The sequence below is a fragment of the Streptomyces sp. NPDC001508 genome (assembly GCF_040298665.1).
Classification (GTDB): Bacteria; Actinomycetota; Actinomycetes; order Streptomycetales; family Streptomycetaceae; genus Streptomyces.
Window position 1 is genome coordinate 1 of record NZ_JBEPAP010000023.1, and the last position, 25,514, is coordinate 25,514.

Annotated in this window: 29 protein-coding genes and 2 pseudogenes; 21 read left to right on the top strand and 10 right to left on the bottom strand. The window is 70.7% G+C overall.

Features of this window, described 5'->3' with window-relative positions:
* Nucleotides 1–162: 162 nt before the first annotated feature.
* A pseudogene (locus tag ABT245_RS21195) lies at nucleotides 163–621 on the bottom strand (helix-turn-helix domain-containing protein); the annotation flags it as partial.
* Between the two features lie 165 nt (nucleotides 622–786).
* On the opposite strand from ABT245_RS21195, the gene ABT245_RS21200 reads away from it, so the two are divergent.
* The 7 genes from ABT245_RS21200 to ABT245_RS21230 all read left to right on the top strand — a co-directional run bounded on the left by ABT245_RS21200 (nucleotide 787) and on the right by ABT245_RS21230 (nucleotide 4,740).
* Nucleotides 787–981, top strand: a complete 195-nt coding sequence (locus tag ABT245_RS21200) for a hypothetical protein (RefSeq protein WP_351735996.1) — start codon at nucleotides 787–789, stop codon at nucleotides 979–981.
* The gene (locus ABT245_RS21205) at nucleotides 978–1,247 is read left to right on the top strand and encodes a DUF7848 domain-containing protein (RefSeq protein ID WP_351735766.1); all 270 of its coding nucleotides are present in this window, start codon (nucleotides 978–980) and stop codon (nucleotides 1,245–1,247) included. The genes ABT245_RS21200 and ABT245_RS21205 overlap by 4 nt, the downstream gene beginning before the upstream one ends.
* Nucleotides 1,244–1,738, top strand: coding sequence for a hypothetical protein (locus tag ABT245_RS21210; protein WP_351735768.1), 495 nt, complete (start codon nucleotides 1,244–1,246; stop codon nucleotides 1,736–1,738). The genes ABT245_RS21205 and ABT245_RS21210 overlap by 4 nt, the downstream gene beginning before the upstream one ends.
* Before the next feature lie 164 nt (nucleotides 1,739–1,902).
* Nucleotides 1,903–2,079 carry a hypothetical protein gene (locus tag ABT245_RS21215; protein ID WP_351735770.1) on the top strand — a complete coding sequence of 59 codons (177 nt, stop codon included), beginning with the start codon at nucleotides 1,903–1,905 and terminating at the stop codon, nucleotides 2,077–2,079.
* A gap of 59 nt (nucleotides 2,080–2,138) precedes the next feature.
* Nucleotides 2,139–3,002: a radical SAM/SPASM domain-containing protein gene (locus tag ABT245_RS21220; protein WP_351735772.1), complete on the top strand. Its 864-nt coding sequence runs from the start codon at nucleotides 2,139–2,141 to the stop codon at nucleotides 3,000–3,002.
* Nucleotides 3,003–3,020: 18 nt separating this feature from the next.
* The gene (locus ABT245_RS21225; RefSeq protein ID WP_351735774.1) at nucleotides 3,021–4,166 is read left to right on the top strand and encodes a methyltransferase domain-containing protein; all 1,146 of its coding nucleotides are present in this window, start codon (nucleotides 3,021–3,023) and stop codon (nucleotides 4,164–4,166) included.
* Nucleotides 4,167–4,551: 385 nt separating this feature from the next.
* Complete coding sequence (locus ABT245_RS21230) at nucleotides 4,552–4,740, top strand: hypothetical protein (protein ID WP_351735776.1); 189 nt, start codon at nucleotides 4,552–4,554, stop codon at nucleotides 4,738–4,740.
* Here ABT245_RS21230 and ABT245_RS21235 read toward each other — a convergent pair.
* Nucleotides 4,737–5,012, bottom strand: a complete 276-nt coding sequence (locus ABT245_RS21235) for a GntR family transcriptional regulator (RefSeq protein WP_351735778.1) — start codon at nucleotides 5,010–5,012, stop codon at nucleotides 4,737–4,739. The genes ABT245_RS21230 and ABT245_RS21235 overlap by 4 nt on opposite strands.
* 183 nt (nucleotides 5,013–5,195) lie before the next feature.
* Between ABT245_RS21235 and ABT245_RS21240 the strand changes: the two genes are divergently transcribed.
* Genes ABT245_RS21240 through ABT245_RS21250 form a run of 3 tightly spaced genes read left to right on the top strand, consistent with a single transcriptional unit; the run spans nucleotide 5,196 to nucleotide 6,211 of the window.
* Nucleotides 5,196–5,516 (top strand): hypothetical protein, encoded by a 321-nt coding sequence (locus ABT245_RS21240; RefSeq protein WP_351735780.1) that lies wholly within the window; start codon nucleotides 5,196–5,198, stop codon nucleotides 5,514–5,516.
* Nucleotides 5,513–5,740, top strand: a complete 228-nt coding sequence (locus tag ABT245_RS21245) for a hypothetical protein (RefSeq protein ID WP_351735782.1) — start codon at nucleotides 5,513–5,515, stop codon at nucleotides 5,738–5,740. Before ABT245_RS21240 ends, ABT245_RS21245 begins: the two co-directional genes overlap by 4 nt.
* Before the next feature lie 42 nt (nucleotides 5,741–5,782).
* Nucleotides 5,783–6,211, top strand: a complete 429-nt coding sequence (locus ABT245_RS21250; RefSeq protein ID WP_351735784.1) for a hypothetical protein — start codon at nucleotides 5,783–5,785, stop codon at nucleotides 6,209–6,211.
* Between the two features lie 75 nt (nucleotides 6,212–6,286).
* Here the strand turns inward: ABT245_RS21250 and ABT245_RS21255 are convergent, their stop codons facing one another.
* A complete protein-coding gene (locus ABT245_RS21255; protein WP_351735786.1) occupies nucleotides 6,287–6,760 on the bottom strand; it encodes a VOC family protein in 474 nt (157 codons plus the stop codon).
* 118 nt (nucleotides 6,761–6,878) lie between these two features.
* Here ABT245_RS21255 and ABT245_RS21260 point away from each other — a divergent pair, with 118 nt between their 5' ends.
* The gene (locus ABT245_RS21260) at nucleotides 6,879–7,034 is read left to right on the top strand and encodes a hypothetical protein (RefSeq protein WP_502982158.1); all 156 of its coding nucleotides are present in this window, start codon (nucleotides 6,879–6,881) and stop codon (nucleotides 7,032–7,034) included.
* A 7-nt stretch (nucleotides 7,035–7,041) separates the two neighbouring features.
* Here the strand turns inward: ABT245_RS21260 and rarD are convergent, their stop codons facing one another.
* The gene (rarD, locus tag ABT245_RS21265) at nucleotides 7,042–8,070 is read right to left on the bottom strand and encodes an EamA family transporter RarD (RefSeq protein ID WP_351735788.1); all 1,029 of its coding nucleotides are present in this window, start codon (nucleotides 8,068–8,070) and stop codon (nucleotides 7,042–7,044) included.
* A 169-nt stretch (nucleotides 8,071–8,239) separates the two neighbouring features.
* Here rarD and ABT245_RS46140 point away from each other — a divergent pair.
* Nucleotides 8,240–8,305, top strand: a pseudogene (locus ABT245_RS46140) (hypothetical protein); the annotation flags it as partial.
* Nucleotides 8,306–8,376: 71 nt separating this feature from the next.
* On the opposite strand, the gene ABT245_RS21275 reads toward ABT245_RS46140, so the two are convergent.
* Complete coding sequence (locus ABT245_RS21275) at nucleotides 8,377–9,231, bottom strand: SDR family oxidoreductase (protein ID WP_351735790.1); 855 nt, start codon at nucleotides 9,229–9,231, stop codon at nucleotides 8,377–8,379.
* A 92-nt stretch (nucleotides 9,232–9,323) separates the two neighbouring features.
* Here ABT245_RS21275 and ABT245_RS21280 point away from each other — a divergent pair, with 92 nt between their 5' ends.
* Nucleotides 9,324–9,758: a winged helix-turn-helix transcriptional regulator gene (locus ABT245_RS21280; protein ID WP_351735792.1), complete on the top strand. Its 435-nt coding sequence runs from the start codon at nucleotides 9,324–9,326 to the stop codon at nucleotides 9,756–9,758.
* Nucleotides 9,759–10,291: 533 nt separating this feature from the next.
* On the opposite strand, the gene ABT245_RS21285 is transcribed toward ABT245_RS21280, so the two are convergent.
* From ABT245_RS21285 to ABT245_RS21305, 5 genes are all read right to left on the bottom strand, one after another.
* A complete protein-coding gene (locus ABT245_RS21285; protein ID WP_351735794.1) occupies nucleotides 10,292–11,371 on the bottom strand; it encodes a 2-oxoacid:ferredoxin oxidoreductase subunit beta in 1,080 nt (359 codons plus the stop codon).
* A complete protein-coding gene (locus ABT245_RS21290) occupies nucleotides 11,364–13,292 on the bottom strand; it encodes a 2-oxoacid:acceptor oxidoreductase subunit alpha (protein ID WP_351735796.1) in 1,929 nt (642 codons plus the stop codon). The genes ABT245_RS21285 and ABT245_RS21290 overlap by 8 nt, the downstream gene beginning before the upstream one ends.
* A gap of 394 nt (nucleotides 13,293–13,686) precedes the next feature.
* Nucleotides 13,687–14,346, bottom strand: coding sequence for a LuxR C-terminal-related transcriptional regulator (locus ABT245_RS21295; protein WP_351735998.1), 660 nt, complete (start codon nucleotides 14,344–14,346; stop codon nucleotides 13,687–13,689).
* A gap of 640 nt (nucleotides 14,347–14,986) precedes the next feature.
* Nucleotides 14,987–16,324, bottom strand: a complete 1,338-nt coding sequence (locus tag ABT245_RS21300) for a sensor histidine kinase (protein ID WP_351736000.1) — start codon at nucleotides 16,322–16,324, stop codon at nucleotides 14,987–14,989.
* Nucleotides 16,325–16,444: 120 nt separating this feature from the next.
* The gene (locus tag ABT245_RS21305; RefSeq protein WP_351735798.1) at nucleotides 16,445–17,638 is read right to left on the bottom strand and encodes a sensor histidine kinase; all 1,194 of its coding nucleotides are present in this window, start codon (nucleotides 17,636–17,638) and stop codon (nucleotides 16,445–16,447) included.
* A gap of 239 nt (nucleotides 17,639–17,877) precedes the next feature.
* Here ABT245_RS21305 and ABT245_RS21310 point away from each other — a divergent pair, with 239 nt between their 5' ends.
* Genes ABT245_RS21310 through ABT245_RS21345 form a run of 8 tightly spaced genes read left to right on the top strand, consistent with a single transcriptional unit; the run spans nucleotide 17,878 to nucleotide 25,514 of the window.
* Entirely contained in the window at nucleotides 17,878–18,285 is a 408-nt protein-coding gene (locus ABT245_RS21310) for an NADH-quinone oxidoreductase subunit A (protein WP_351735800.1), read from the top strand.
* Nucleotides 18,276–18,899: an NADH-quinone oxidoreductase subunit B gene (locus tag ABT245_RS21315; protein ID WP_351735802.1), complete on the top strand. Its 624-nt coding sequence runs from the start codon at nucleotides 18,276–18,278 to the stop codon at nucleotides 18,897–18,899. The genes ABT245_RS21310 and ABT245_RS21315 overlap by 10 nt, the downstream gene beginning before the upstream one ends.
* On the top strand, nucleotides 18,896–21,016 hold the full coding sequence (locus ABT245_RS21320) for an NADH-quinone oxidoreductase subunit C (protein WP_351735805.1): 2,121 nt from the start codon (nucleotides 18,896–18,898) through the stop codon (nucleotides 21,014–21,016). The genes ABT245_RS21315 and ABT245_RS21320 overlap by 4 nt, the downstream gene beginning before the upstream one ends.
* A complete protein-coding gene (locus ABT245_RS21325; RefSeq protein WP_351735807.1) occupies nucleotides 21,013–21,981 on the top strand; it encodes a complex I subunit 1/NuoH family protein in 969 nt (322 codons plus the stop codon). The genes ABT245_RS21320 and ABT245_RS21325 overlap by 4 nt, the downstream gene beginning before the upstream one ends.
* A 2-nt stretch (nucleotides 21,982–21,983) precedes the next feature.
* A complete protein-coding gene (locus ABT245_RS21330) occupies nucleotides 21,984–22,535 on the top strand; it encodes a NuoI/complex I 23 kDa subunit family protein (protein WP_351735809.1) in 552 nt (183 codons plus the stop codon).
* The gene (locus tag ABT245_RS21335) at nucleotides 22,532–23,143 is read left to right on the top strand and encodes an NADH-quinone oxidoreductase subunit J family protein (RefSeq protein WP_351735811.1); all 612 of its coding nucleotides are present in this window, start codon (nucleotides 22,532–22,534) and stop codon (nucleotides 23,141–23,143) included. Before ABT245_RS21330 ends, ABT245_RS21335 begins: the two co-directional genes overlap by 4 nt.
* Nucleotides 23,143–23,523 (top strand): NADH-quinone oxidoreductase subunit NuoK, encoded by a 381-nt coding sequence (nuoK, locus tag ABT245_RS21340; RefSeq protein ID WP_351735813.1) that lies wholly within the window; start codon nucleotides 23,143–23,145, stop codon nucleotides 23,521–23,523. The genes ABT245_RS21335 and nuoK overlap by 1 nt, the downstream gene beginning before the upstream one ends.
* Nucleotides 23,520–25,514, top strand: coding sequence for an NADH-quinone oxidoreductase subunit 5 family protein (locus ABT245_RS21345; RefSeq protein ID WP_351735815.1), 1,995 nt, complete (start codon nucleotides 23,520–23,522; stop codon nucleotides 25,512–25,514). The genes nuoK and ABT245_RS21345 overlap by 4 nt, the downstream gene beginning before the upstream one ends.

Consider the following 25,514-nt stretch of genomic DNA (forward strand, 5'->3'; position numbering starts at 1 on the left):
CCAGTAGCTTCCCGTCCCTACGAACAGCACCGCCCCGGCCGGAGACGTGGAACCCGGCGCCCACCCGACGCGACAGCCGGGCCATACACCTGCCCGTGATCAGCCCGGACGACCGAAACGGCCCGCCAGAGAAACCGACGGACCGTCACGAAAGATCGAGGCTAGCGACGATTGCCGCTCGGCAAGGAGAGTTAGCCGTTCCTCCGCCTGCTGCTCCGTGATCGCGCCCCGCCGTACTGCCCCCGTGGCGATAGCTGCTGCGTACTCCGGTGTCTGGAGCAGACCCGGAACGATCCCTAGTTCAAAGAGTCTGATCTCTGCGGCTCGTACCTCTTGCCGCACGTACTCCGGGAACCCCTCTAGCAACGCCGTGTTCTGTAGGGCGTGCACCATGCGTTGGAACATGTCGCCCGTTCCGAACGCTCTGTCAGCACTCGTCGCGAAGCGCTGAGTTGGAGGGCGACGACCAGTTTCGACGGCAGAAATGTGCGTCCCGGTGCATCCCATGCGCGTCCCTAGCTCGTCCTGCGTCCACCCGCGTTCGTCGCGAAGCTGCCGTAGACGCTGGCCGAAGCGTGCTGAGGGGGACTCCTCGGGGTCGAGTTCCTTTCGGTTCACCATGCAGAGTTCCTAACTCTCCGAGCAAATGCCGCAAGTTGATGACACCGCGCCAGTAGGTCACGCTAGGCCACCCGAGTAGCGGAAGCACTACGGAGAGGAGCGGCGGTGTCTGCGCAGAACGTTCCCACAAACGAGCCCGTCCGCGTTCCCAAACCCGGCGCGCTCATGGTGGACACCAGCCGGGGTGACCAGGTTGGAGAGTTCCGCGGGGTCGCCGGCCCGTACTGGTCACTGCGCCCCATCGGTGGCGGGACCGAGTGGGAAGCGGAGCCCGAGCAAGTGCGTCCCGTGGACCCCATAGAGCGTCTGAGTGCGGAGACCGCCCGAGCGAACGCACGAAGCCGGGGTGAGCTGCTGTGACCACTGCGACCCGTCGCACGTTCCGGTTCGTCGACTGGACGTTACGACCCGATCAGGACGACGACGCCCCGCCGCTGACGTACTCGTTCCGGTGCCTCACGCTCACCGAGGACGACACCGAATGCGCCGCGAAATCACCCCCAAGCGAGGACCCGACCGAGCCGCAGACGTGGGCGTTCGACCACATGCGCGGGCATCCCGAGCACACCAGCTATGCCGAAGTGATCGAATGCCCGTGGGTCATGTGGCGGGGGTGTCCGTCATGAACAGCAGACCGGAGCCGGCGGGCTACTGGGCAGAGGTACGCGCGGAAGGGCCGGTGTATGGCACGGGAGAGACCGTGCAGTACGTCTTAGGCACCTTCCAGAGCATTTCGCCTGTGCTGGTGCTCCGGTGGCTCCGTGGCGAGGCACGGCGCGTCGCTGACCGGCTCGACCCCGACCCCGCCGACTACCCGGCGTTCGACCGTTGGCCCTGGGCTATCGAATTGGACTCGGTACCCGTCCCCGACTGCCTCACGGAACTGCGGGTGTGGGCCGACGATCCCGACGAGGAACGCGCGGCACGCGAGCACATCAAGGGCGGGCATCCACTGTTCATCAAGGTTCCGGATGCGGACTGTACGTACACCCTGTCCGTCTGGCCGGTCCGGCTGCCCGCCCACGAGCCCGACCAGGTGTCGCCCGAGCCGATAGCCCACCGAATCGGCGGGCTGTCGCACCCGCTCTATGCCCTCGCTGCGGACCCGTGCACGTAGCGCGCTGATACTCCCGCCCTCGCCACATAGGACCCGGACCAGGACAGCACGGGGCCGTGACTCGCTCTGTGGCAGGGGGCGGGGCTCAACCCCGGTCGGCTGTCGTGCGTGACGGTCTGGCAGCCGACCGGCCGCACCAGTACACACCCATGGAGAACTGAGCAATGGGCAAGGCGAAGAACACTGTTGCCGCCGCTGCGGCAGCCATCAGGCGGGACACGGGCAAGACCCCGGAACCCCGCCCCGACCAGACACAGGGGGCGTTGGCGGACCGGCACGTTCGCCACCACACCCCGGACAGCCTGTATGGCGACAACAGTGAGCCCGAAGACCAGGCGTAACCCCACCGTCCGGCCCATCACCGGACAGCCCATCCGACACAACGGAAGGACGCCCCATCGTGACCACGCTCATTGAACCGCCCACCCGCAAGCCTGTTGCCGGGATCAACTCGCTTGAGCTGGAGATCACCGGTAAGTGTCAGCTCACGTGCACGCACTGTCTGTCCGAGTCCAGCCCGCAAGCGAGCCACGGCATGATGACGCCCGCGGACTGGCACGCGGTCATCACGGCTGCTGCCGCACTCGGCATCCGCACGATTCAGTTGATCGGCGGTGAGCCGACCGTTCACCCGCACTGGCGGGAGTTCACGGAACTCGGGCTCTCGCTCGGGCTGCACGTGGAGATTTACAGCAACCTGTTCCACGTCGCCCCCGACTGGTGGGACGTGTTCACCCGCGAGGGCGTGACGCTCGGGACGAGCTACTACAGCGACGACCCCGCCGAACACGACAAGATCACCGGGCGTGAAGGCAGCTACGTCCGCACCCGATGCCACATCCGCGAAGCCGTCAATCGCGGGGTCACGATCCGCGCCGGAATCGTGGACATTCTGCCGGGGCAGCGCGTTGCCGAAGCGCGCACCGAGCTGGAATCCATGGGCGTGCAGCACATCAACACGGACCGGGTGCGCGCCGTGGGCCGTGCCGCTCTGCCTGGTGCGAAACCGACGCTGGATGAGATGTGCGGGCGGTGCACCCGCGGACGTGCTGCCATCCTCCCGAACGGGGACCTAGCCGGCTGCGTGCTCTCGCGCGACTTCCCGGCGGGCAACGTCCGGGAAACCTCGCTCGCCGATCTGCTCGGCGGTACGGCGTGGGCGGAACTCTCGGCAAGCGTCCCCACGCCTCGCGCCGCGTGTACGCCGGATGACTCGGGCGACTGTGACCCCGCGAACACCGAAGCCTGTGACCCCGCGTACTGACCTGAAAGGCTCGGCAACATGGATTGGGAGAGCAAGGCAAGCACCCTCGCGGACCAGGTGACCGACCCGGATTCACGGTGGCTCACCCCCGTGGCACGCGTCGCCCGTCACGAGCTGGTCCCGCGCTGGTGGGACGTGGACGACTCGGGCCGGTGGGTGCTGCACGACGGACCGAGCGCCCCGGAAGCGTGGGCGGAAGCCGCGTACGCGGACCGGTCCCTGACTACCAGGGTCGGCACGCTGCACGCCGATGATGCCGAGCCCGGCGACCAGCCCGAGGGACTGCCCACGTCGTCCGCCACCATGCCGAGTCTGGTGGTGCGCATGCTGCGACACGGGCGACTCGGGGACGGGCTGTCCCTGCTGGACTTGGGCACCGGAGCCGGCGGGCTCACCGCGTACGCCTGTCACCGACTCGGGGACGAGCACGTGACGAGTCTGGACGTGGACCCGTACCTAGTCAGTGCAGCGCGGGACCGGCTCGCGGGCATGGGCTACCACCCGAAGATGGTCGCAGCGGACGCCACCGAGGAAGTGCCGGGCTCGTATGACCGCATCGTGTGCACGGTCGCCCTCGCCCCCGGTCCGGGACTCCGCGCGGTGCTCGCCGCACTGGAACCCGGCGGACGCATCGCAACAACGCTCGCGCGCACGTCCCTGATCATCACCGGATGGAAAGACCGGAACGGGGACGTGGTGGGGCAGGTGGAACGGGACATGGCGGGTTTCATGGTCACCCGGTCTGGCGACGACTACCCGCCCGCCCTCGCCGAACTGTTCGCCCTCGCCCGTGAGGCAGACGGGGACGAGACGAGCACGGGCCGCTATCCCGTGGTGGACGTGGCGAACGCATGGGAACTCAGATCCATGCTGGAAGTCACCACACCGGGCGTGGAACTCGGCTACGAAACCAGCGGGCGGACACGCACGGCCTACCTGGTGCACCCGGACGGATCATGGGCACGCGCGTCCGCCGAGTGGACCGACCCGCCGGAAGTACACCAGAGCGGCCCACAACAGCTCTGGACCGCCCTGGAGCGCATCCGAAACCGGCTCAACGCGGAAGGCTCGTTGCCGTTGCTCGGTGCGCGCGTCCGCATCACTCCTGATGGGGTGTGCCATCTGTCCCGCGGGCGATGGCGCGCATCCATGGGGGCGCGATAGCTCCGGCACTGCGGACGCTGCCCTGACAGTCCGCGTGCCGGTCCCTGGCACCCGATCCGACACCGCTACCCCCGAAGCGGTGAGGGTGCCACCCCGGCCCCGTCCGTGTGCTGCCCCCGTGGCGCATGGGCGGGGCTTCCCTGTCCCGATTCAAGGAAGCCCCATGCGTCAGTGCACCGCCACGGCCGAGGTTCCGCCCGTGGACCTACTCTTTGCGATCCTCGCCGGACAAGGGCGAGTCAGTGACCGCGAACTAGTCGGCACGTCCGGGCTCGTCCGCTGCGAACTTGCCCTCTGGCACGGAGGTGAGCACGCCGACCATGTATGGGACTGGCGAGACCAGCCGACACACGGACTGTGGGCACGCTGGACGCCAGACGGAACGATGCGCTTTGAGTCCCTGCGCTGGTGCGAAACCAACCGGCTGCCCGATGACGACGCGTGCACCCTCTACCAAGCCCACGCCCGCGAACACTCGTGGGACGTGCGCGACCCCGAAACGGAAGCACTGCGCCGATGCATCCTCGCGAACTACTCGGGGTGGCTCGCACGGCTCACCAGGAAGCCGGACTAGTCGTCCTGGTGCTCGTCCTCGCCCCGCTCGGTGGGACCGGCAACGAACGTTCCCTTACCCCACTCAGTGACGACGAGCCCGCGTTCCCGGAGCACGCGCACCGCTCGGCGGGCTGTCTCCCGAGCTACGCCGTGCCGCTCGCATAGCTCGGCTTCGGACGGAATGCGCGCACCGGGAGCGAACTTGCCCGCCCGGATATCCCCGGTCAACGCGTCCAGCACCCGCATATACGGGGCTCGGGGAGTGTGCGGGTCCGGGGAGCGCTCAGGCATGGGGAGAGCGTAGACAACGGGTCAATCATGGGCGACTTAGACGGGCAGATCTGTTAGACAGGTAGACGAGTTAGACGTGTTGGCTTAGCGTGATCCACCGAACACAACAAAACGCCCCGACAGACCGATTAGGCCCGGTCCATCGGGGCTTGCCGAGACAGCTTGCTAAGGAGCTGCACGACCATGCGCGATGTTATCGCCCGCGCCCTTATCTGGGTGCTCTCCGTCCTCGTCCCCCACCGGCCCGGACGTCACAGCGCGGAATTCCTCGCCGCGCAGACTCCCGAGCCCGAGCCCGCCCCCGTGTCGCCCTGGTCCCGTCCGTGGACCGGTCCGTCGTCGCGGGAAGTCCGGGCCATCTTCAAGGACGAGCGCACACGGGAACTGCCCGCCCTACAGCGTGAACGGTTGTGGGCTGCCGAGTTCGCCGCACTCGGCGTGGACTACGACTATCCGACCATGCCGCTCGGCAGTCTCGTGACGCGAGAGCGGGTGGCAGCGTGACCGCCGAGGAAGGGTTCCCGACCGTCCTCGCCGGACGCGTGGCGCTGTGCATCAAGTGCCACACCCTCACGAACGTGCCCGTAGCAGTCCGCTGGATTCAGAGCAACAGCGGCCCCGGTACGACCCTCTACGCGTGCCCGGACCACGCGGCAGAACTCGGAGCCGGACCGACTCCGGATGACGTGATCCGCACGAGGGGCACACGTGGCGCGGACGAGACGTGATAGTCAAGCGGTGGTCTTGTGAACAATCGGGGAGGGGAAGCAGTGAAGCGAAAGACATGGATCATCACGGGGGCGGCAGTGCTCGCGTTCGGCGGGGTGCTCTCGCTGTTCGAGGATGAGCCGGACAAGGCAACAGCCGAGAGTCCGAAGCCGAGCGCTACAGCGGCAGCCAAGCCCGCGGACAAGGCGAGCCCGGAACCGTCCAAGCCGTCCGGCATCCCGTCGCCCGATGCTGCACAGACCGAAGCCCTAATAAGCGCTCTGCGGGCTGTGGACCCTGGTCTAGTGGCCAAGGAAGACTGGGCCGTTGATCGGGCGCGGAACGTCTGCCTAGATATTCAGGGCGGCAAGGAAGCGGCGACCGTCCAGAGCAACGCCAAGAGCCGGTATGAGGGGGGCACCGTGCCAAGCCTCACGGACGACCAAGCCGCAGAGATCGTGACCGCCGTGAAGTCGTCGTTCTGCGACTGACCACAGACAGCAAAACGCCCCGTTCGGCCAACTGCCGGGCGGGGCTCTGTCGTTGGTGCTGACGTGCGCGTATGCTCAGAACCGGTAGTTAGACGTGTTGGGGCCGGTCATCACCACCCACTCCCCGCCGTTCTCCCGCACCCGCCGCCGTACCCGCGCGCCCAGTCGCTCCAGCCGGCCGACCTCGTCCTCGCGTCCGCCCGCGCCCGCGTGCACGTCGATGTGGAGCCGGTTCTTGCCGGACTTCGGTTCCGGGACCCGCTGGAACAGCAGCCGCCGCCCCAGCCCGGTACCGCTGTCCTTGTCGTACGGATCGTCGGGGTGCCGTACGGCGATCAGGTCCCGGAAGGCGGGGCGGCCGTGGTGCTCGACGGTGGCCGCGCCGGGCAGCGCGCCGAGCCCCAGCAGCCGTTCGATGAAGGCGCTGTTGTCCTCGACCTCGTAGTGCAGCGCGGCGGCCCAGAAGTCGGCCTGCGCATGCGGGTCGGCGGCGTCGATGACCAGCTTCCAGTGGAGCGGGACGGGGCCGGGTGCGGATGTCTGCGTCATACCGGCCACTTATAGCCGACGGCACTGACAGCCCCACCGGACGGCAGCGGGTCCCCGGCTCAACGGCGCCTTCTGCGCGGCTGGCCGCTCACTGCGGACGGCGCTCACGCTCGTCGTCATGGGCTGCGACGCGGTCCTCGCCCCGCCCCTCCCCCCGAAACTGGTCGCCCGCCACGGCAACGCCCGCGTGATCGTCGGCGGCTTCCTGCCTGCCGTGCTCACCTACGGGCTGTTCCTGCCCAGTTCGGGTCGGCGATCGGGATCGCGGTGGTGACCGCGGGCTACGGTCTGGCGGCCTCCGGGTCCGGCTCCGCTCCCGAGGTGAGGCTCTGTGCCTTCCGGGCGGTGCTCGCCGTGCCGGTCGTCATGGTCCTGCTGGAGACGGCGCTCTCGCCGGCGAGCGCGCGGGCGGTGCGGGCCGCGCGGCGGGCGGCGCGCAGGGCGTCCCAGGTCAGCAGCGACAGCGCCAGCCACACCAGCGCGAACCCGGCCCAGCGCTCGGGCGGCATGGCCTCGCCGAAGTAGAGGACGCCCAGCAGGAACTGGAAGACGGGCGCCAGGTACTGCAACAGCCCCAGCGTCGACAGGGGCACCCGTATCGCCGCGGCGCCGAAGCAGACGAGGGGGAGCGCGGTGACCACCCCGGTGGCGGCGAGCAGGGCCGCGTGCCCGGCGCCGCCACCGGTGAAGGTGGAGCCGCCGTGCGCGGTCAGCCACAGCAGATAGCCGAGCGCGGGCAGGAACTGGACCGCGGTCTCGGCGGCCAGTGACTCGATGCCGCCGAGGTTGACCTTCTTCTTCACCAGCCCGTACGTGGCGAAGGAGAAGGCGAGGCTCAGGGAGATCCACGGCGGGCGGCCGTAACCGACGGTCAGCACCACCACCGCGGCGAAGCCGATCCCGACCGCCACCCACTGCACGGGCCGCAGCCGCTCCTTCAGGATCAGCACGCCCATCGCGATGGTGACCAGGGGATTGATGAAGTATCCGAGGGATGCCTCGACCACGTGTCCGGCGTTCACGGCCCAGATGTAGACACCCCAGTTGACCGTGATCACCGTCGCCGCGACCGCGATCAGCCCCAGCCGGCGCGGCTGGCGCAGCAGTTCCCCGGCCCAGGCCCAGCGCCGTACGACGAGCAGCGGCACGGCGACGAGGGCCAGGGACCACACCATCCGGTGGGCGAGGATCTCCATCGCTCCGGCGGGCTTCAGCAGGGGCCAGAACAGCGGTACGAGCCCCCACATGCCGTACGCCGCGAAGCCGTTCAGCAGACCTGTCCGCTGCTCACCCCTCGACTCGCTGGCCACGGGCCCCTCCCTCTCACATCCGCGCGCGTGTTCGCCTCGACGAAGGTAGCGCCGAGCGCCCCCGCCTGTCATACCCGTGTTGGCATACGGTCATGACAGGGCAGGGGCGCGGACCGGGGCTCGCGCGGACGTCGAGTACGTGCTGCTCAACTCCCCCGAGTACCGCAGGGTGGTCGCTCGGGCCGGCTTCTTCGTGAACAACGTCAACTGGCCCGGCACGCAGGTCAAACGGCCCGGCAGCATGCACATCCACACCCACCAGGGCACCCCGCTCAAGTACATGGGCGGTGCTCGCGGTGCGGCCGGTCAGCCCTTGAGCGCGGCGGCGACGGCCTCCGCGAGCGGGGTGATCGGCCGCCCGGCCAGGCGGGACAGATCGCCGGTGGAGACGACCAGCTCGCCCTTGGCGATCGACGCGTCGACGCCGACCAGGATCGCGGCCATCGCCTCGGGCACTCCGGCGCCGGTCAGGATGCCCAGCAGGGTCTCGCCCGGCACGGAGTTGTAGGCGATCTCCTTGCCGGTCTGCCTGCTCAGCTCGGCCGCGTACTCCTCCAGGCTCCACGCCTCGTCGCCGCCCAGCTCGTACGTCTTGTTCTCGTGCCCCTCGCCGGTGAGCACGGCGACGGCGGCGGCCGCGTAGTCGGCGCGCGAGGCCGAGGAGATCCGGCCCTCGCCCGCCGCCGCGACGACGGCGTCGTGCGCCAGCACCGGGGCGAGGTTCTCCGTGTAGTTCTCGTGGTACCAGCCGTTGCGCAGCAGCGTGTAGGGCAGGCCGGAGGCGAGCAGTACCTGCTCGGTGGCCCGGTGGTCGTCGGCGAGGGCGGCCGTCAGGCTGCCGGGGGCGCTGGTGTAGGCGAGCAGGGCGACGCCGGCCGCCTTGGCGGCGTCGATGACGACGGTGTGCTGTCGGACCCGGCCCTTGTCGAACTCGTTGCCGGAGATCAGCAGCACCCTGTCGCCGGCGGCGAAGAGATGGCCGAAGGTCTCGGGCCTGTTGTAGTCGGCCACGGCGATCCGTACGCCGCGGGCCGCGAAGTCGGCGGCCTTCGCCTCGTCGCGCACGACGGCGGTGATCTGCTCGGCCGGGACCTCCTCCAGCAACTGGTTGACGACGTGGCGGCCGAGGTGTCCGGTGGCTCCGGTGACGACGATGCTCATGGTGGAGAACTCCTAGTGGGGGTGCGTCTGTCGCTAACCCTAGGAGTTGCGCTAACTCTGGGATAGTACCCACTTTGAAGTAAGGTACGGGCATGGGAGTTAGTGCTGTGGAGAAGGTGGCCCGGGACGCCGGCGAGGCGATGTGCCCCTACCGTCTCGTCCTCGAACACGTCACCAGCCGCTGGGGCGTCCTCGTCCTGATCGAGCTGCTGGACAGTCCCCACCGGTTCAGCGAGCTGCGCCGGGCGGTCGGGCGCTTCGGCCGGGACGTCAGCGAGAAGATGCTCGCCCAGACCCTCCAGGTCCTGGAACGCGACGGGTTTGTGCACCGGGACGCCAAGCCGGTGATCCCGCCCCGGGTCGACTACTCGCTCACCGCGCTCGGCCGTGAGGTGGCGCAGCAGGTCCGGGCGCTGGCGCTGTGGACCGAGACACGGATGGGCGAGGTGCGGGAGGCCCGGGAGCGGTACGACGAGACCAAGCGGGCCGCGCAGCAAGCCGCCACGACGGCCGACCGGCGGGCCTGACACCCCCGCCCGAAATCCACGACCGGGCCGCATCAGCTGTCTGAAAGGCACGGCCCGGCCGAGCCCGCCACTCGGACGCCGGACGTGCCACATGCTGGGCGGCCCGGCCGCGTCACTGGCTCGGACACCAGCCGCGTCAGCCGCTTGGCAGACCCGGACCCGGACATGCCAACTGCTCCGTTGGCCCCTGCCGAGCCCGCCACTCTTACGGGCCGGCCGCGTCGGCTGCTCGGCCACCGGCCGTCGGCCGCGTCAGATGCCTGGCAGGCATGGCCCGGACGGTGTCAGACGCTCGGGCGGGCCGGCCGCGCCGACCGCTCGGACGTCGGCCGCTGGCAGACGTCGCCCGGATGGGACAGCCGCTCGGGGCCGGACGCGTCAGCCGCTTGAGAGGCCGGACGTCGGTCGGGGTGGCGGTTCAGGGGTGTGATGTGGGCGAGGGCCCGGATGGTGTGTCCGGGCCCTCGCCCTGCCGTGTGGTCGGTCGTCGGCGCCGCCGGATCGGTCTGCCCGCGACGGCCCGCCGATGACGGTCAGCCGATGACGGTCCATGTGTCGTTGCCGGCCAGCAGGGCCGCAAGGTCCCCCTTGCCGCGCTGCTCGACGGCCGCGTCGAGCTGCTCGGCCATCCGCGTCTCGTACACCGGGCGCTCGACGCTGCGCAGGACGCCGATGGGCGTCTGGTGCAGGGTGTCCGGGTCGGCCAGCCGGGACAGGGCGAAAGCCGTGGCCGGCGAGGCCGCGTGGGCGTCGTGGACGAGGATGCGGTCCTCGTTGTCGGGCGTCACGGTGACGATCTCCAGATCGCCGGTAAGCGGGTCGCGCACCACGCCCCGGCCGCCGTCCGGGCCGAACCGGACCGGCTGCCCGTGCTCCAGGCGGATCACCGCCTCCTGGACGCCGTGCTGGTCCTTGAGGGCGTCGAAGGCACCGTCGTTGAAGATGTTGCAGTTCTGGTAGATCTCCACCAGCGCGGTGCCCGGGTGGGCCGCGGCCTCCCGCAGCACGCCGGTGAGGTGCTTGCGGTCGGAGTCGATGGTCCGGGCCACGAACGACGCCTCCGCGCCGAGCGCCAGCGAGACGGGGTTGAACGGCGCGTCCAGGGAGCCCATCGGCGTCGACTTGGTGATCTTGCCGACCTCCGATGTCGGCGAGTACTGGCCCTTGGTCAATCCGTAGATCCGGTTGTTGAAGAGGAGGATCTTCAGGTTGACGTTGCGGCGCAGTGCGTGGATGAGGTGGTTGCCGCCGATCGACAGCGCGTCCCCGTCGCCCGTGACGACCCAGACGGACAGATCACGCCGGGTGGCGGCCAGACCGGTCGCGATCGCGGGAGCCCGGCCGTGGATGGAGTGCATCCCGTAGGTGTTCATGTAGTACGGGAAACGGGAGGAGCATCCGATGCCCGACACGAACACCACGTTCTCCCGGGCCAGACCCAGCTCCGGCATGAAGCCCTGCACGGCCGCCAGGATCGCGTAGTCACCGCATCCCGGGCACCAGCGCACCTCCTGGTCCGACTTGAAGTCCTTCATCGACTGCCGGGCCCCGGCCTTCGGCACGAGCGAGAGCGCCTCGATCGTGTCCGTGCCGCTCGTGGACGTCTCAGCCATCGATGGCCTCCTTCAGCGCCGCGGCGAGCTGTTCCGCCTTGAACGGCATTCCGCTGACCTGGTTGTAGGAGCGGGCGTCGACCAGATACTTCGCCCGGATCAGCAGGGCGAGCTGACCCAGGTTCATCTCCGGGACCACCACCTTGTCGTAACGTCTCAGCACCTCGCCGAGATTCCCCGGGAACGGGTTGAGATGGCGCAGATGGGCCTGTGCCACCGGCACCCCCTTGACCCGCAGCCGGCGCACCGCCGCGGTGATGGGCCCGTAGGTGGAACCCCAGCCCAGGACGAGGAGGCGCGCGTCGTCCGGATCGTCGACCTCGATGTCGGGCACCTCGATGCCGTCGATCTTCGCCTGCCGGGTGCGGACCATGTAGTCGTGGTTGGCCGGGTCGTAGGAGATGTTCCCCGTGCCGTCCTGCTTCTCGATGCCTCCGATGCGGTGCTCCAGACCCGGTGTGCCGGGAATGGCCCACGGGCGGGCGAGCGTCTCGGGGTCGCGCTTGTAGGGCCAGAACACCTCGGTGCCGTCGTCCAGGGTGTGGTTGGGGCCCTGTGCGAACCGCACGCGCAGATCGGGCAGCTCCTCCAGCGAGGGGATCCGCCACGGCTCGGAGCCGTTGGCCAGATAGCCGTCGGACAGCAGCAGCACCGGCGTGCGGTACGTCAGCGCGATCCGGGCCGCCTCCAGGGCCGCGTCGAAGCAGTCGGCAGGCGTGCGCGGCGCGACGATCGGCACCGGGGCCTCGCCGTTGCGGCCGAACATCGCCTGCAACAGGTCGGCCTGCTCGGTCTTGGTCGGCAGACCGGTCGACGGCCCGCCCCGCTGGATGTCGATCACCAGCAGCGGCAGCTCCAGCGAGACGGCCAGCCCGATGGTCTCCGACTTCAGCGCCACACCGGGGCCGCTCGTCGTCGTCACCGCCAGGGAGCCGCCGAAGGCCGCCCCGAGCGCGGCGCCGATGCCGGCGATCTCGTCCTCGGCCTGGAAGGTCCGCACGCCGAAGTTCTTGTGCTTGGACAGCTCGTGCAGGATGTCCGAGGCCGGGGTGATCGGGTACGAGCCGAGGAACAGCGGCAGATCCGCCTGGCGGGAGGCGCTGACCAGGCCGTAGGCCAGGGCCAGGTTCCCCGAGATGTTGCGGTAGGTGCCCACCGGGAAGGCCTTCGCGGCCGGGGCGACCTCGTAGGAGACGGCGAAGTCCTCCGTGGTCTCGCCGAAGTTCCAGCCCGCGCGGAAGGCCGTCAGGTTGGCCTCGGCGATCTCCGGCTTGTTCGCGAACTTGGTCCGCAGGAACCTCTCCGTGCCCTCGGTCGGCCGGTGGTACATCCACGACAACAGGCCCAGCGCGAACATGTTCTTGCTGCGCTCGGCCTCCTTGCGGGTGAGGTCGAAGTCCTTCAGCGCCTCCACCGTCAAGGTGGTCAGCGGCACCGGGTGCAGCCCGTAGCCGTCCAGCGAGCCGTCCTCCAGCGGGCTGGTGGCGTAACCGACCTTCTGCATCGCCCGTTTGGTGAACTCGTCCGTGTTGACGATGATCTCCGCGCCGCGCGGCAGGTCGCCGATGTTCGCCTTCAGCGCGGCCGGGTTCATCGCCACGAGGACGTTCGGCGCGTCGCCGGGCGTGAGGATGTCGTGGTCGGCGAAGTGCAACTGGAACGACGAGACACCCGGCAGGGTGCCGGCGGGGGCCCGGATCTCCGCCGGGAAGTTCGGCAGCGTCGACAGGTCGTTGCCGAACGACGCCGTCTCCGAGGTGAACCGGTCACCCGTGAGCTGCATACCGTCACCCGAGTCGCCCGCGAACCGGATGACCACCCGTTCCAGACGCCGGACGTCCTTCGTACCGCCCGGTTTGCGCTGCTCTCCTACGACGGCACCGTCGGCCTGCTCCGCTGGGCTGCTGACCTGGCTGGTCACTGAACTGGACCTCCTTCGAGGCTGCTCTCCGGGCATGGTCGTCCCAGGGACCTTCCCAGGATCAACCCTACGTCGCTTAGGGTCGCCTTCCCGCGGCCATTCGCATGATGGACGGCATGACGAGACGGCCCGTCGCCCTGACATGTCACGATGTCCCGCCCCCAGGCTTCTTCGAAGACGCTCCCGGCTCGTTCCCCGGTTTTCACTTCCCGTTCTGGCACACGGCCATCCCGCATCCCGGGAAACGCGACCGGCCGGCCCGCCGCCGGCACCCTGTCAGGCCATCACGGCCGAGAGGGGCCAGCACGGTCCAGACGGGCCATCGCGGTCCAGACAGGCCAGCACGGCCCAGAGGCCATCGCGGTCCGGATGGCATCGCGGTCCGGATGGGCCATCACGAGTTCAGATAGGTGAGAACGGCCAGAACTCGCCGGTGGTCCCCCTCACTCTGCGACAGGCCCAGCTTCAGGAAGATATTGCTGACGTGCTTCTCCACGGCCCCGTCGCTGACCACCAGCTGCTTGGCGATCGCCGAGTTGGTCCGCCCCTCCGCCATCAGCCCCAGGACCTCCCGCTCCCGCGGCGTGAGCCCCGCGAGCACATCCTGCTTGCGGCTGCGGCCGAGCAGCTGCGCGACGACCTCCGGGTCCAGGGCCGTACCGCCCCGCGCCACCCGCACCACCGCGTCCACGAACTCCCGCACCTCGGCGACGCGGTCCTTGAGCAGATATCCGACGCCGCGGCTGGAACCGGCCAGCAGTTCGGTGGCGTAGCGCTCCTCCACGTACTGCGACAGCACCAGCACCCCGAGGTCCGGGTGCGCCTTGCGCAGCCGTACGGCGGCCCGCACCCCCTCGTCCGTGTGCGTCGGCGGCATCCGTACGTCCGCGACCACCACGTCCGGCAGCGCATTCTGCCCGGCCAGGTCCGCAATGGTCTTGATCAGCGCCTCGGCGTCTCCGACGCCGCCCACCACCTCGTGCCCGCGGTCGGTCAGCAACCGGGTCAGGCCCTCTCTGAGCAGCACCGAATCCTCGGCGATGACCACCCGCACCCTGTCCTCCACGTCCTCCACGATCCTCCGGCCCCCCACAGCCCGAACCTTCGACGGTGCCCGTCCGTACGGGGGTCCAGCATTCCAGCAATCCCACCGCGCCGCTCCCGCGGCATCGGAACAACCGCACGAAATACCGGCACCGGAGGACCCGGCACCGGAGGACCCGGCACCGGAGGACCCGGCACCGGAGGTCCGGCACCGGAGGTCCGGCGTCGGAAGTCCCGGCATCGGAGGTCCGGCGTCGGAAGAGCGGCACCGGAAGAAGGGACCGCTTCAGGCCGGATTCGGTTGCCTGCCCCCTCGTGCCGCACGCGCGTGTGCCGCCGGGCCGGTTCCGGGACAGCGCGCTCCGGGAACGGCCTCGTGCCGCACGCGCGTGTGCCGCGGACCCATGTGCTGCCGGCCTGTGTGCGGTGGACCCAGGTGCTGCGCGCCTGTGTGCTGCGGGTCCGTGTACTGCGCGCTGGTCGGCCCGCAGGCCTCTGTGTGCCGCGGGCCTATGTGCTGTTGACCCGTGTGCTGTCGACCCGTGTGCTGGGGATACGTGTGCGGCGCGTCCGTGTGCGCCCGGCATGCCTGCGCGGCCCGGTGGCCCCCCATGTCGGGTGGCCACCGGGCCGCGCGCGGCCGGCCGTGGTCAGCCTCGCCAGGGCAGTTCCGCCGTCACACGGGTCGGGCCGCCCGGCGGGGAGTCCACCACCAGGATCCCGTCCACCGCGTCCAGCCGCTCCGCCAGCCCGGCCAGACCCGAACCCCCGGACACATCGGCTCCGCCCACCCCGTCGTCCACGACCTGCAGCATCAGCCGGTCGTCCGACTGCCACACATCCACCGACGCCCACCTGGCCCGGGAGTGCTTGCTGATGTTCTGCAGCAGTTCCGAGACCGTGAAGTAGGCGATCCCCTCGATCGCCGGCGCGGGACGCCGCGTCAGGTCCACCTCGACCTGCACCGGCACGGTGCAGCGGGAGGCGACCGCGGAGAGGGCGGCGTCCAGACCGCGGTCCGTCAGCACGGCGGGATGGATACCGCGGGCCAGGTCCCGCAACTCCTGGAGCGCCGTCTTCACCTCGCCGTGCGCCTCCTCCACCATCCGCGCCGCCGACTGCGGGTCCTCGGTCAGCTTCTCCTTCGCCAGCCCCAGGTCCATGGCCAGCGCCACCAGCCGGGCCTGCGCCCCGTCGTGCAGATCCCGTTCGATCCGCCTGAGGTCCGCCGCCGCCGTGTCGACCACCACACCCCGGTCCGACTCCAGCTCCACCACCCGCGCCGACAGCCGTGACGGCCCGAGCAGTCCGTGCACCAGCAGCCGGTCCACCATCGTCAGCGCCCGCACGATCCACGGCGTGGCCAGCGTGAACAGCAGCCCGATCAGCGCCGTGACGGTGATCTCGAAGGGGTTGTCGAGGTAGATCCGGTGGTGTTCGTCGCCGTAGAGCTGGATGCCGCCCTGGCCGGCGTACACCGGGAAGACCCAGAACCACAGCGGATACGTCACCAGCGTCCAGCCGATCGCCCAGAAGTTCAGCGCGACGACGAAGGAGAACATCGCCCAGGGGAAGTGCAGCAGCGCGTACAGCAGATGCCGCCACGACGTGCCGCTCTTCAGAACCGCGCCCATCCAGGCCATGACGCCCGGCTTGCGCATCCGCAGCGGCTCCGGTTCGGCGACCTCCAGACCGAGCAGTCCCCGCGCCCGCGCCCGCTCCAGCGCGCCCAGACCGCGGCATCCCGCCAGCGCCCCCGCCAGGACCGGAATCCCGAGGAACGTCACCAGCAGCCCCGCCCCGAACGACACCATCGTCACCGCGTACGAGAACATCAGGATGCTGATCGGCAGGCTCAGCAGCACATAGCCGAACTCGCGCCAGCTGCGCGCCGCGAACGGCGCGCGCAGTGCGGCCGGCAGCCGGTGCCGGCCTGCACCGTCGTATCCGTACCGGTGCCCGTACCCCTGTCCGTACTCCGTGGCCATCGGCGTCGTCCCGTTCTCCTCGTCAGCGGCCTTCTGCCGTACCCCCACCCTCCTGCGCCGCGGGTCCGCGGACCATGGAGGCCGTCGGCGTCTTGGACGGGGGGTTTTCCCCACCCCGGGTCAGGAGGTCTCCGTCCGGTCCCGCCAGGGCAACTCGGCGGTGACCGTGGTCGGCCCGCCGACCGGGGAGTCGACCACGAACAGCCCGTCGACCGCGCCCAGCCGCTCAGCGAGCCCGCGCATCCCGCTGCCCGCGTCGAGCCGCGCCCCGCCCCGGCCGTCGTCCCACACCTGGATGAGCAGCCGGTCCGCGGACCGCCAGACTTCGACGGACGCGGTCCGCGCGCCACTGTGCTTGCTGATGTTCTGCAGCAGCTCCGAGACCGTGAAGTAGGCGATGCCCTCGATCGCGGCGGCCGGTCTCGACTCCAGGTCGGCCGTCACCTTCACCGGCACCGTGCAGCGGGAGGCCACCGACGACAGCGCGGCGTCCAGGCCGCGGTCGGTGAGCACGGCCGGATGGATGCCCCGGGCCAGGTCGCGCAGCTCCTGGAGGGCGAGCTTCACCTCGCCGTGCGCCTCCTCGACCATCGTCGCGGCCGTGTCGGGATCCTCCAGCAGCTTCTCCTTGGCCAGGCCGAGCCCCATCGCCAGATTGACCAGCCGGGCCTGCGCCCCGTCGTGCAGGTCCCGCTCGATCCGCCGCAGGTCAGCCGCCGCGGTGTCCACCACGATCCCGCGGTCCGACTCCAGTTCGGCGATACGGCGCTCCAGCTCGTCGGAGGGCGACAGCAGCCCGCGCACCATCACCCGGTCCACGTTCGCCAGGCCCCGCGCGAGGAACGGCAGCACCGGCCACAGCACGAACAGCGAGGTGAGCGTGATGACGAAGGTGAGGATCCCCCAGGGCAGCCGGATGAAGTCGTACAGCAGGGTCCGCCAGCCCACCGGGTCCTTCAACGCCATCCACATCCGCTGCAGCAGCCCGCCGCCCCTGCCGAGCGGCAGCGGGCTCGGCTCGTCCACCCGCACCCCGAGCAGCGCCCGGGCCCGCCCCCGTTCCAGCTTTCCCAGCCCCCGTGCGCCGAGCAGGGTGGCGGCGAGCATCGGGAAGCCGATCACGGTGAGGGTCAGCGCGCCACTGGTGACGAGCGCCGTGGTCGCGTAGGTGAAGCCGAGCAGCGCCACCGGCAGGTTCGCCAGGAGATGGGCGATCTCCTTCCAGGTGTGCACGTCGAAGGCGAAGCGGGCCGGCGGCAGACGGTCGTCACCGTCGGTCGGGGCCGCCCCGGCGGATGGGATGCGAGCGGTCATACGGGCTAGCGTGCCGTGCGCCGCGCTCCCGCGCCATGAGGTCCGCCGCCGCGGAGCCCGGGGGAAAACCCCACCTTTTCGTCCCGTCCCCGGGCCGGGGCGAGCGGAGTCCGTGACGGGCTGCTTACCGTCTCTTTATCAGGGCCTAGACTCCCGTGCGTACAGGTCGTCGAATCGTGTCGCGTCACAGGATTCACCAAGGCACTCAGGTCACCTGGTCAGGGAGCGAGGGACGGACGTTGCGGGAGACGTTGGGGGACTCGACCGCCGTCGTCGCGGCGGACTACTTCCGGTCCTATTCGGTCGTGGGACTGCTCGCGCTGATGGGCGTGCTCTTCGTCGGGGTCGCCTTCGGCGCCGGCCGGCTGCTGCGCCCCGTCGTTCCCACACCCGAGAAACTGCTCACGTACGAGTGCGGCGTCGACCCCGTCGGCGAGGGCTGGGCCCACACCCAGGTCCGCTACTACGTGTACGCCTTCCTCTACGTGATCTTCGCCGTGGACTCGGTCTTCCTGTTCCCCTGGGCGACCGTCTTCGCCGACCACGGATACGGCGGGACCACGCTCGTCGAGATGTTCGTCTTCCTCGGCTTCCTCGCCGTGGGCCTGCTGTACGCATACAAGAAGGGCGTCCTGACATGGACGTGACCCGCACCACTGCCGAGCCAGTGCTGCTCCCCGAGCCCGGGCGTCCCCCCGCCGAAGGCAGCGGGCGGCTCGGCGCACTCGCGCGCCTGGCCCCGGAGCCGATGAAGATCGTCCTGAACTGGGGCCGCCGCTACTCGCTCTGGGTCTTCAACTTCGGCCTCGCCTGCTGCGCGATCGAGTTCATCGCCGCGTCGATGGCCCGCCACGACTTCATCCGCCTCGGCGTCATCCCGTTCGCGCCGGGCCCCCGCCAGGCCGACCTGATGGTCGTCTCCGGCACGGTCACGGACAAGATGGCGCCCGCGGTGAAGCGACTGTACGAGCAGATGCCCGAGCCGAAGTACGTCATCTCCTTCGGCGCCTGCTCCAACTGCGGCGGCCCCTACTGGGACTCCTACTCCGTCACCAAGGGCGTCGACCAGATCATCCCGGTGGACGTCTACGTACCCGGCTGCCCGCCCCGCCCTGAGGCGCTGCTCCAGGGCATCCTCAAGCTCCAGGAGAAGATCGCCGGGGAGTCGCTGGGCGAGCGCTACGAGGCCGGCCGGCCGTCCACCGCCGCCCTGCAGAGCGGCCTGGTCCGCCCGCCGACCGCGGAGGGAGGCGCGCGATGACCGCCGTCGGCTGGCTCCCCGCCCCCGTCGAGGAACTCTTCGGCCCCGAGGCCACGGCGCAGGAGTCCTACGAAGTCCTCACCGTCGACGTGCCGCCGCAGTCCTGGATCCCCGCGCTCGAGACCGCGCGTACGACCCTGACCTGCACCTATTTCGACTGGCTGAGCGCGGTCGACGAACCCGGCACGGGCTTCAGGGTGTCCGCGCACGTCGTCGCGCTGGCCCCGGTGCGGCGCCTGCTGCTCCGCACGACCGTCCCCCACGAGGCGCCGGCGCTGGCCTCCGCCGTCGGTGTCTACGCCGGCGCCGCCTGGCACGAGCGCGAGACGCACGAGATGTTCGGCGTCCGCTTCGAAGGCCACCCCGCCCTGCACCACCTCCTGCTCCCCGAGACCTTCGAGGGCCATCCCCTGCGCAAGGACTTCGTCCTGGCCGCCCGCGTCGCCAAGGCATGGCCGGGCGCCAAGGAACCGGGCGAGTCCGACCACGGCGGCCCCAAGCGCCGCCAGATGCTTCCCCCCGGCGTCCCCGACCCCAACGAATGGGGCCCCCTGAAGGGCCAACTCCCCCCGGCCCCGACCCGTCCGACCCGCCGCACCCGTACCACGGCGGAAGCCTCCACCGCACCGACCGAGCCCGCCGCCACACCCACCCGACCACCCCGCCGGTCGCATACGGCAGCGGAGGGTTCCGCCGGTCAGACGGGCGCTCCCGGACCGCGCCGGTCCCGTTCGGCGGCGGAGGGTTCTGTGAGCCAGGCGGATACGGCCGGATCTGGTCGGTCGGGTTCGGCGGCGGAGGGTTCCGCCGGTCAGACGGGCGCTGCTGGACCGCGCCGGTCCCGTTCGGCGGCGGAGGGTTCCGTGAGCCAGGCGGATACGGCCGGATCTGGTCGGTCGGGTTCGGCGGCGGAGGGTTCCGCCGGTCAGACCGCGGGCGCGGTGGCAGCCGAGGGGGCGGCGCCCCCGGAGGCATCCGCACCCGGTGCGGCGAGCACCGCCTCGGAAGGAGCGGCCGCGCAGCGAGCCGAGCGCACCACCCCGACCACCCCGCGCCGCGCCCGCAGCGCGAGCCAGGGATCGGCTTCCCAGCGGGCTGAGCGGGCTGAGCGGGCTGAGCGGGCCGAGGCGGTAGAGCGGGCGGGACAGGCTGAGCGGGCCGAGGCAGGGGGGGAGACCGAGCAGGCGGGTCAGGTGTCGGGGACGTCGGGTGTGGCCGAACCGACCGACACCGCGGCAGCGGCGAAGCCGTCGGCGCCCGCGGGTCCCCGCCGCTCGCGCAGCGCGTCGGAGGGGTCCGCCTCACAGCGCGCCGGTGCGCACGCCGAGGCGGGGCAGGAACCCACGGCATCCGACACGGCCGCCCGGCGCTCCGCCCGACCCACGGCGCCCCGCAGCTCGGACGCGCCCTGGCACCACGCTCGCCCCGCTTTCGACGAACCGCGACAACCCCGGCCCCCGCAAGCAGAACTCAACCCCACCGAGGCCGCCCCGCAAACCCCGGAGAAGGGCGAGGTTTGGGGGCCCGAGGAGAAGGGCCAGGCCCCTCAGCCTGAGGAGAGCGGCCACGCACCCCGGGCTGACGAGAACGGCCAGGTCCCTCAGGAGAGCGGTCACGCACCCCGGCCTGAGGAGAGCGGCCAGATCCCCCGGGCTCAGGAGAACGGCGGGGCTCGCGAGGCTGAGGAGACGAGCCCGGGGACGGAGACGCGTCCGGTGCCGGAATCCGGCCGAGCGGCCGAGGCGCCGTCGGACACCAACGCCCACGCCCAGGCCGGCGGTGACGCCGGCGAACCCGTGATCGACAAGCCGACGGCCCGGGAGGCGGCGCCCGGAGACCCCCGGCCCGAGCAAGCGGTGTCAGAGGAGCCGGCCTCCAAGGAGCCCGCGTCCGAGGCACCCCGGCCCGACGGAACGGCGGCTGAGGAGGCCGGGGCCGACGGAAAGGCGTCTCAGGGGCTCGGGGGCACGGAGCCCGGGCGCGAGGGGCCGGCCCCCGGGGAATCGGACTCCTCGGACGAGCCGTCCACGGCCGGTCCCGCCACCGGCGCCCCTGCCCCCGACGTTCCCGATCCAGACGACCCCGCCCCCGAAACCCCCATAGGAGGCCCGCAGTGAACGGCGTGTTGGACGTCGCCCTGCGACTCCTCGTCGTGTTCGTCGTCTTCCTCACCTTCCCCCTGATCGTCGGCCAGACCGAGCACAAGGTCATGGCGCACATGCAGGGCCGCCTCGGTCCGATGTACGCCGGCGGCTTCCACGGCTGGGCCCAACTCATCGCGGACGGAGTCAAGTTCGCGCAGAAGGAGGACATCGTCCCGAACGGCGCCGACCGCCGCATCTTCCAGCTCGCCCCGGCCGTCGCCCTCCTCCCGTATCTGCTCGTCCTGCTCGCCATCCCGATCGGCCCCGGCGAGGGCGCGGTCGGCCAGGTCCTCGACGCGGGCGTCTTCTTCGTCCTCGCCGTGATGGGCGTCGGCGTCCTCGGCTCGCTCATGGCCGGCTGGGCCAGCGCCAACAAGTTCTCCCTCCTCGGCGGCCTGCGTACCGCCGCCCAACTCCTCGCCTACGAACTTCCGATGCTGCTCGCCGCCGCCTCCGTGGCGATGGCGGCCGGCACGGTCTCCCTCCCCGGCATCCTCGACGCCTTCGAGTGGTGGTGGCTGCCCTGGCAGATCGTCGGCGCGCTCGTCTTCTTCGTCGCCGGCCTCGCCGAACTGCAGCGCCCGCCCTTCGACATGCCCGTCGCCGACTCGGAGATCATCTTCGGCGCGTACACCGAGTACACCGGCCTGCGCTTCGCCCTGTTCCTGCTCGCCGAGTACGCCGGAATCATCGTCCTGTGCGGTCTGACCACCGTCCTGTTCCTGGGCGGCTGGCACGGCCCGTGGGGCGCCGACGGCCTCGGCTGGGTCTGGACCCTGCTGAAGACGGCGCTCCTCGCCTTCCTGGTCATCTGGCTCCGCGTCACCTACCCGCGGCTGCGCGAGGACCAGCTCCAGAAGCTCTCCTGGACCCTCCTCGTCCCCCTTTCCCTCGCCCAGATCGCCCTCACCGGCATCGTCAAGGTGGTGATCCAGTAGCCATGGCCCCCATCCCCGGCAGCGGCCTCGCCAAGGGCCTGGCCGTCACCCTGCGCACGATGACGAAGAAGACCGTCACCGAGCAGTACCCCGACGTCCAGCCCGATCTCCCGCCCCGCACCCGCGGTGTCATCGGCCTGTTCGAGGAGAACTGCACGGTCTGCATGCTGTGCGCCCGCGAGTGCCCCGACTGGTGCATCTACATCGACTCCCACAAGGAGACGATCCCGGCCGCCACCCCCGGCGGACGCGACCGCAGCCGCAATGTCCTCGACCGCTTCGCCATCGACTTCTCCCTCTGCATGTACTGCGGTATCTGCATCGAGGTCTGCCCCTTCGACGCGCTGTTCTGGTCCCCGGAGTTCGAGTACGCCGAGACCGACATCCGCGAACTCACCCACGAACGCGACAAGCTCCGCGAGTGGATGTGGACCGTCCCGGCCCCGCCCGCCCTCGACGCCGGCGCGGAGGAACCCAAGGAGATCGCCGCCGCCCGCAAGACCGCCGAGAAGCTGGCCGCCGCCCAGGCCGAGCCCCAGGAGGGAGACACGTGAGCCTCGCCGCCCCGACCCACGGCTTCCTGTCCCCGACGGGTGTCGAGATCGCCTTCCTCCTCGTCGGCCTGGTCACCTTCGGCGCCGCGCTCGTCACCGTCACCACCCGGCAACTGGTGCACGCCGCGCTGTGGCTCGTGGTCACCCTCGGCGGCCTCGCCGTCGAATACCTCCTGCTCACCGCCGAGTTCATCGCCTGGGTGCAGGTCCTCATCTACGTCGGTTCCGTCGTCGTCCTCCTCCTGTTCGGTCTGATGCTCACCAAGGCCCCCATCGGCCGCTCCCCGGACGCGGACTCAGGCAACCGCTGGGCCGCCCTCACCGTGGCCGTCGCCGCCGCAGCCGCCCTGGTCTGGGTGGTCGTCGACGCCTTCCGCACCACCTGGATCGACCTGGACGGTGCCGCCGCCGGAACGACGAAGGTCACCGGCGAAAGCCTCTTCCAGCACTGGGTCCTTCCCTTCGAGGCCCTGTCCGTCCTCCTCCTGGCCGCCCTGGTCGGCGCGATCGTCCTGTCCCGCAAGGCGAAGGCGGACGCGGCCGGCCCGCAGGTCCCCGGCGCCCGCGACGGCCGGGCCACCGCCGAGGAAGACGAAGGAGCCCGCTGATGCACCTCGCCTATCCCGTCGTGCTCTCCGCCCTCCTGTTCTGTACCGGCCTGTACGGCGTCCTCGCCCGCCGCAACGCGATCCTGGTCCTGATGTCGGTCGAGCTGATGCTCAACGCCGTCAACCTCAACCTGGTCGCCTTCGACGTCTGGCTCAGCAAGGCCGCCGCGGAGACCCTGCACTCCGGCCAGGCCCTGGCCCTGTTCACCATCGCCATCGCCGCCGCCGAGATCGGCATCGGCCTGGCGATCGTCCTCGCCGTCCACCGCAACCGCGGCACCTCCGACATCGACCGGCTCCGCGACACCGCCGAGGGCCACGCGAGCGACGGACCCGACAGCGGCGACCTTGCCGCCGAGAAGGCTGAGGCCACCGCGTGACCACGACCGCCCTCGCCGTCCTCGTCCCCCTCCTGCCGTTCCTGGGCGCCGCGGCCGGGCTGCTGCTCGGCCGTACGGCCCCCGGCTTCGTCCGCCCGCTCGCCGTCCTGCCGACCCTCGCCTCCCTGCTGCTGGCGGTACTGGTCGCCGTGCGGCAGGGCGGCGGCGACGCCATCGACTCCGCCACCGAGCTGACGCCCACCGGCTCGGTCCCGATCGAACTCGCCCTGCACATCGACGGCTTCGCCGCCCTCGTCGCCCTCCTGGTCGGCTTCGTCGCCACCTGTGTGCAGGTCTACTCGACCGGCTATCTGCGCGACGACCCGCGCTACCCCTCCTACGCCGCCCTCGTCTCCCTCTTCACCTCCGCGATGTTCCTGGTCGTCTACTCCGGCGACCTGATCGTGCTGCTGGTCGGCTGGGAAGTCATGGGCATCTGCTCCTACTTCCTGGTCGGCCACTACTGGGAGACCCCGGAGGCCCGCGCCGCCTCCCTCAAGGCCTTCCTCGTCACCAAGCTCGGTGATGTGCCCTTCCTGATCGGCCTGTTCGCCCTCGCCACCGACGCCGGGTCCTTCCGCATCACGCGGGTCCTCGGCACCGTCACCAGCGGCGGACTCCACCACCCGACCGTGATCGCCCTGCTGCTCCTCGCGGGCGTGGCGGGCAAGTCGGCGCAGTTCCCGCTGCACACCTGGCTCCCCGACGCGATGGCGGGCCCCACGCCCGTCTCCGCGCTGATCCACGCCGCGACGATGGTCGCCGCCGGTGTCTATTTCGTCGCACGTCTCCTCCCCGTCTTCCAGGCCTCTGCGGCCGCGATGGTCGTCCTCGCCGTCATGGCCGCCGTCACCATGGCCGGCTCGGCGCTCGCCGCGCTCGCCCAGGACGACATCAAACGCGTCCTCGCCTACTCCACGATCGGCCAACTCGGCTATATGACCGGCGCCCTGGCCGTCGGCGACCGCGGCGCCGCCGTCTTCCACCTCCTGTCCCACGGCGCCTTCAAGGCGCTGCTGTTTCTCGCCGCCGGCGTGATCATCCACGCCGCCGGCACCAACTCACTGGCCGCCATGTCCCGCATGAGCCGTCTGCGCGACCGCGTCCCCGACGCGTACTGGACGACGACCGTGGCGCTCCTCGCGCTCGCCGCGATCCCGCCCTTCAGCGGCTTCTTCTCCAAGGAGTCCGTCCTCGGCGCGGCCGAGCACGTCGCCACCGGCCACACCGAGCACGCCCCCGGCGGCGCGGGCTGGATCGTCCTGCTCGCCGGCCTGCTGACCGCCCTCCTCACCGCCGCCTACGCGACCCGCCTGTGGCTGCTCGCCTTCCGCGGCCGGGGAAACGAGGCCCCGGACCACGGCCGTCAGCCGCTCACCATGACCGTCGTGCTGTGGGTGCTCGCCATCCCGTCACTCGCCTTCGGCGGCTTCGTGTTCCGGCTGCTGCCCGACTGGTTCGGCGGTGGCAGCCTGGCCCCGACCCTCACCACCTCGGTGCTGGGCACGGGCCTCGCCCTGGCGGGCGGGCTGGTCACCTACGGTGCCTGGCAGCGCACCACCGCCTTGGCCGCGCGCACCCCGATGGGGGCGGTCGCCGCCCACCCCGAGGCCGACGCCGCACTGGTCGAGGCGGAGGCCATCGCCACCCACCGGCCCGCCTACGGCGACGTGGCCCACGCCCCCGATCCGGCCGATCCCGGACGGCTGCTGCTCGGTCCGCTCCACCGGTCCGCCGCCGCCGGCTTCCACCTGGATGCCGTGTACGCGGCGCTGTTCGTCCGACCGGTCCAGGCCGGAGCGAGTCTCGTCCGGTTCCTCGACCGCGAGGTCGTCGACACCTACGTGCGCGGCGCGGCGGCGCTGCCCCGGCTGCTCGGGGCCGCCGTACGACGCGCCCAGACCGGCAACGTACAGACCTATGTGAGCGCGCTGCTCGCCGGCACCGTCGTCCTGGCGGTCGCCGTCCTCCTCGTCGCCACGGGAGCGTGA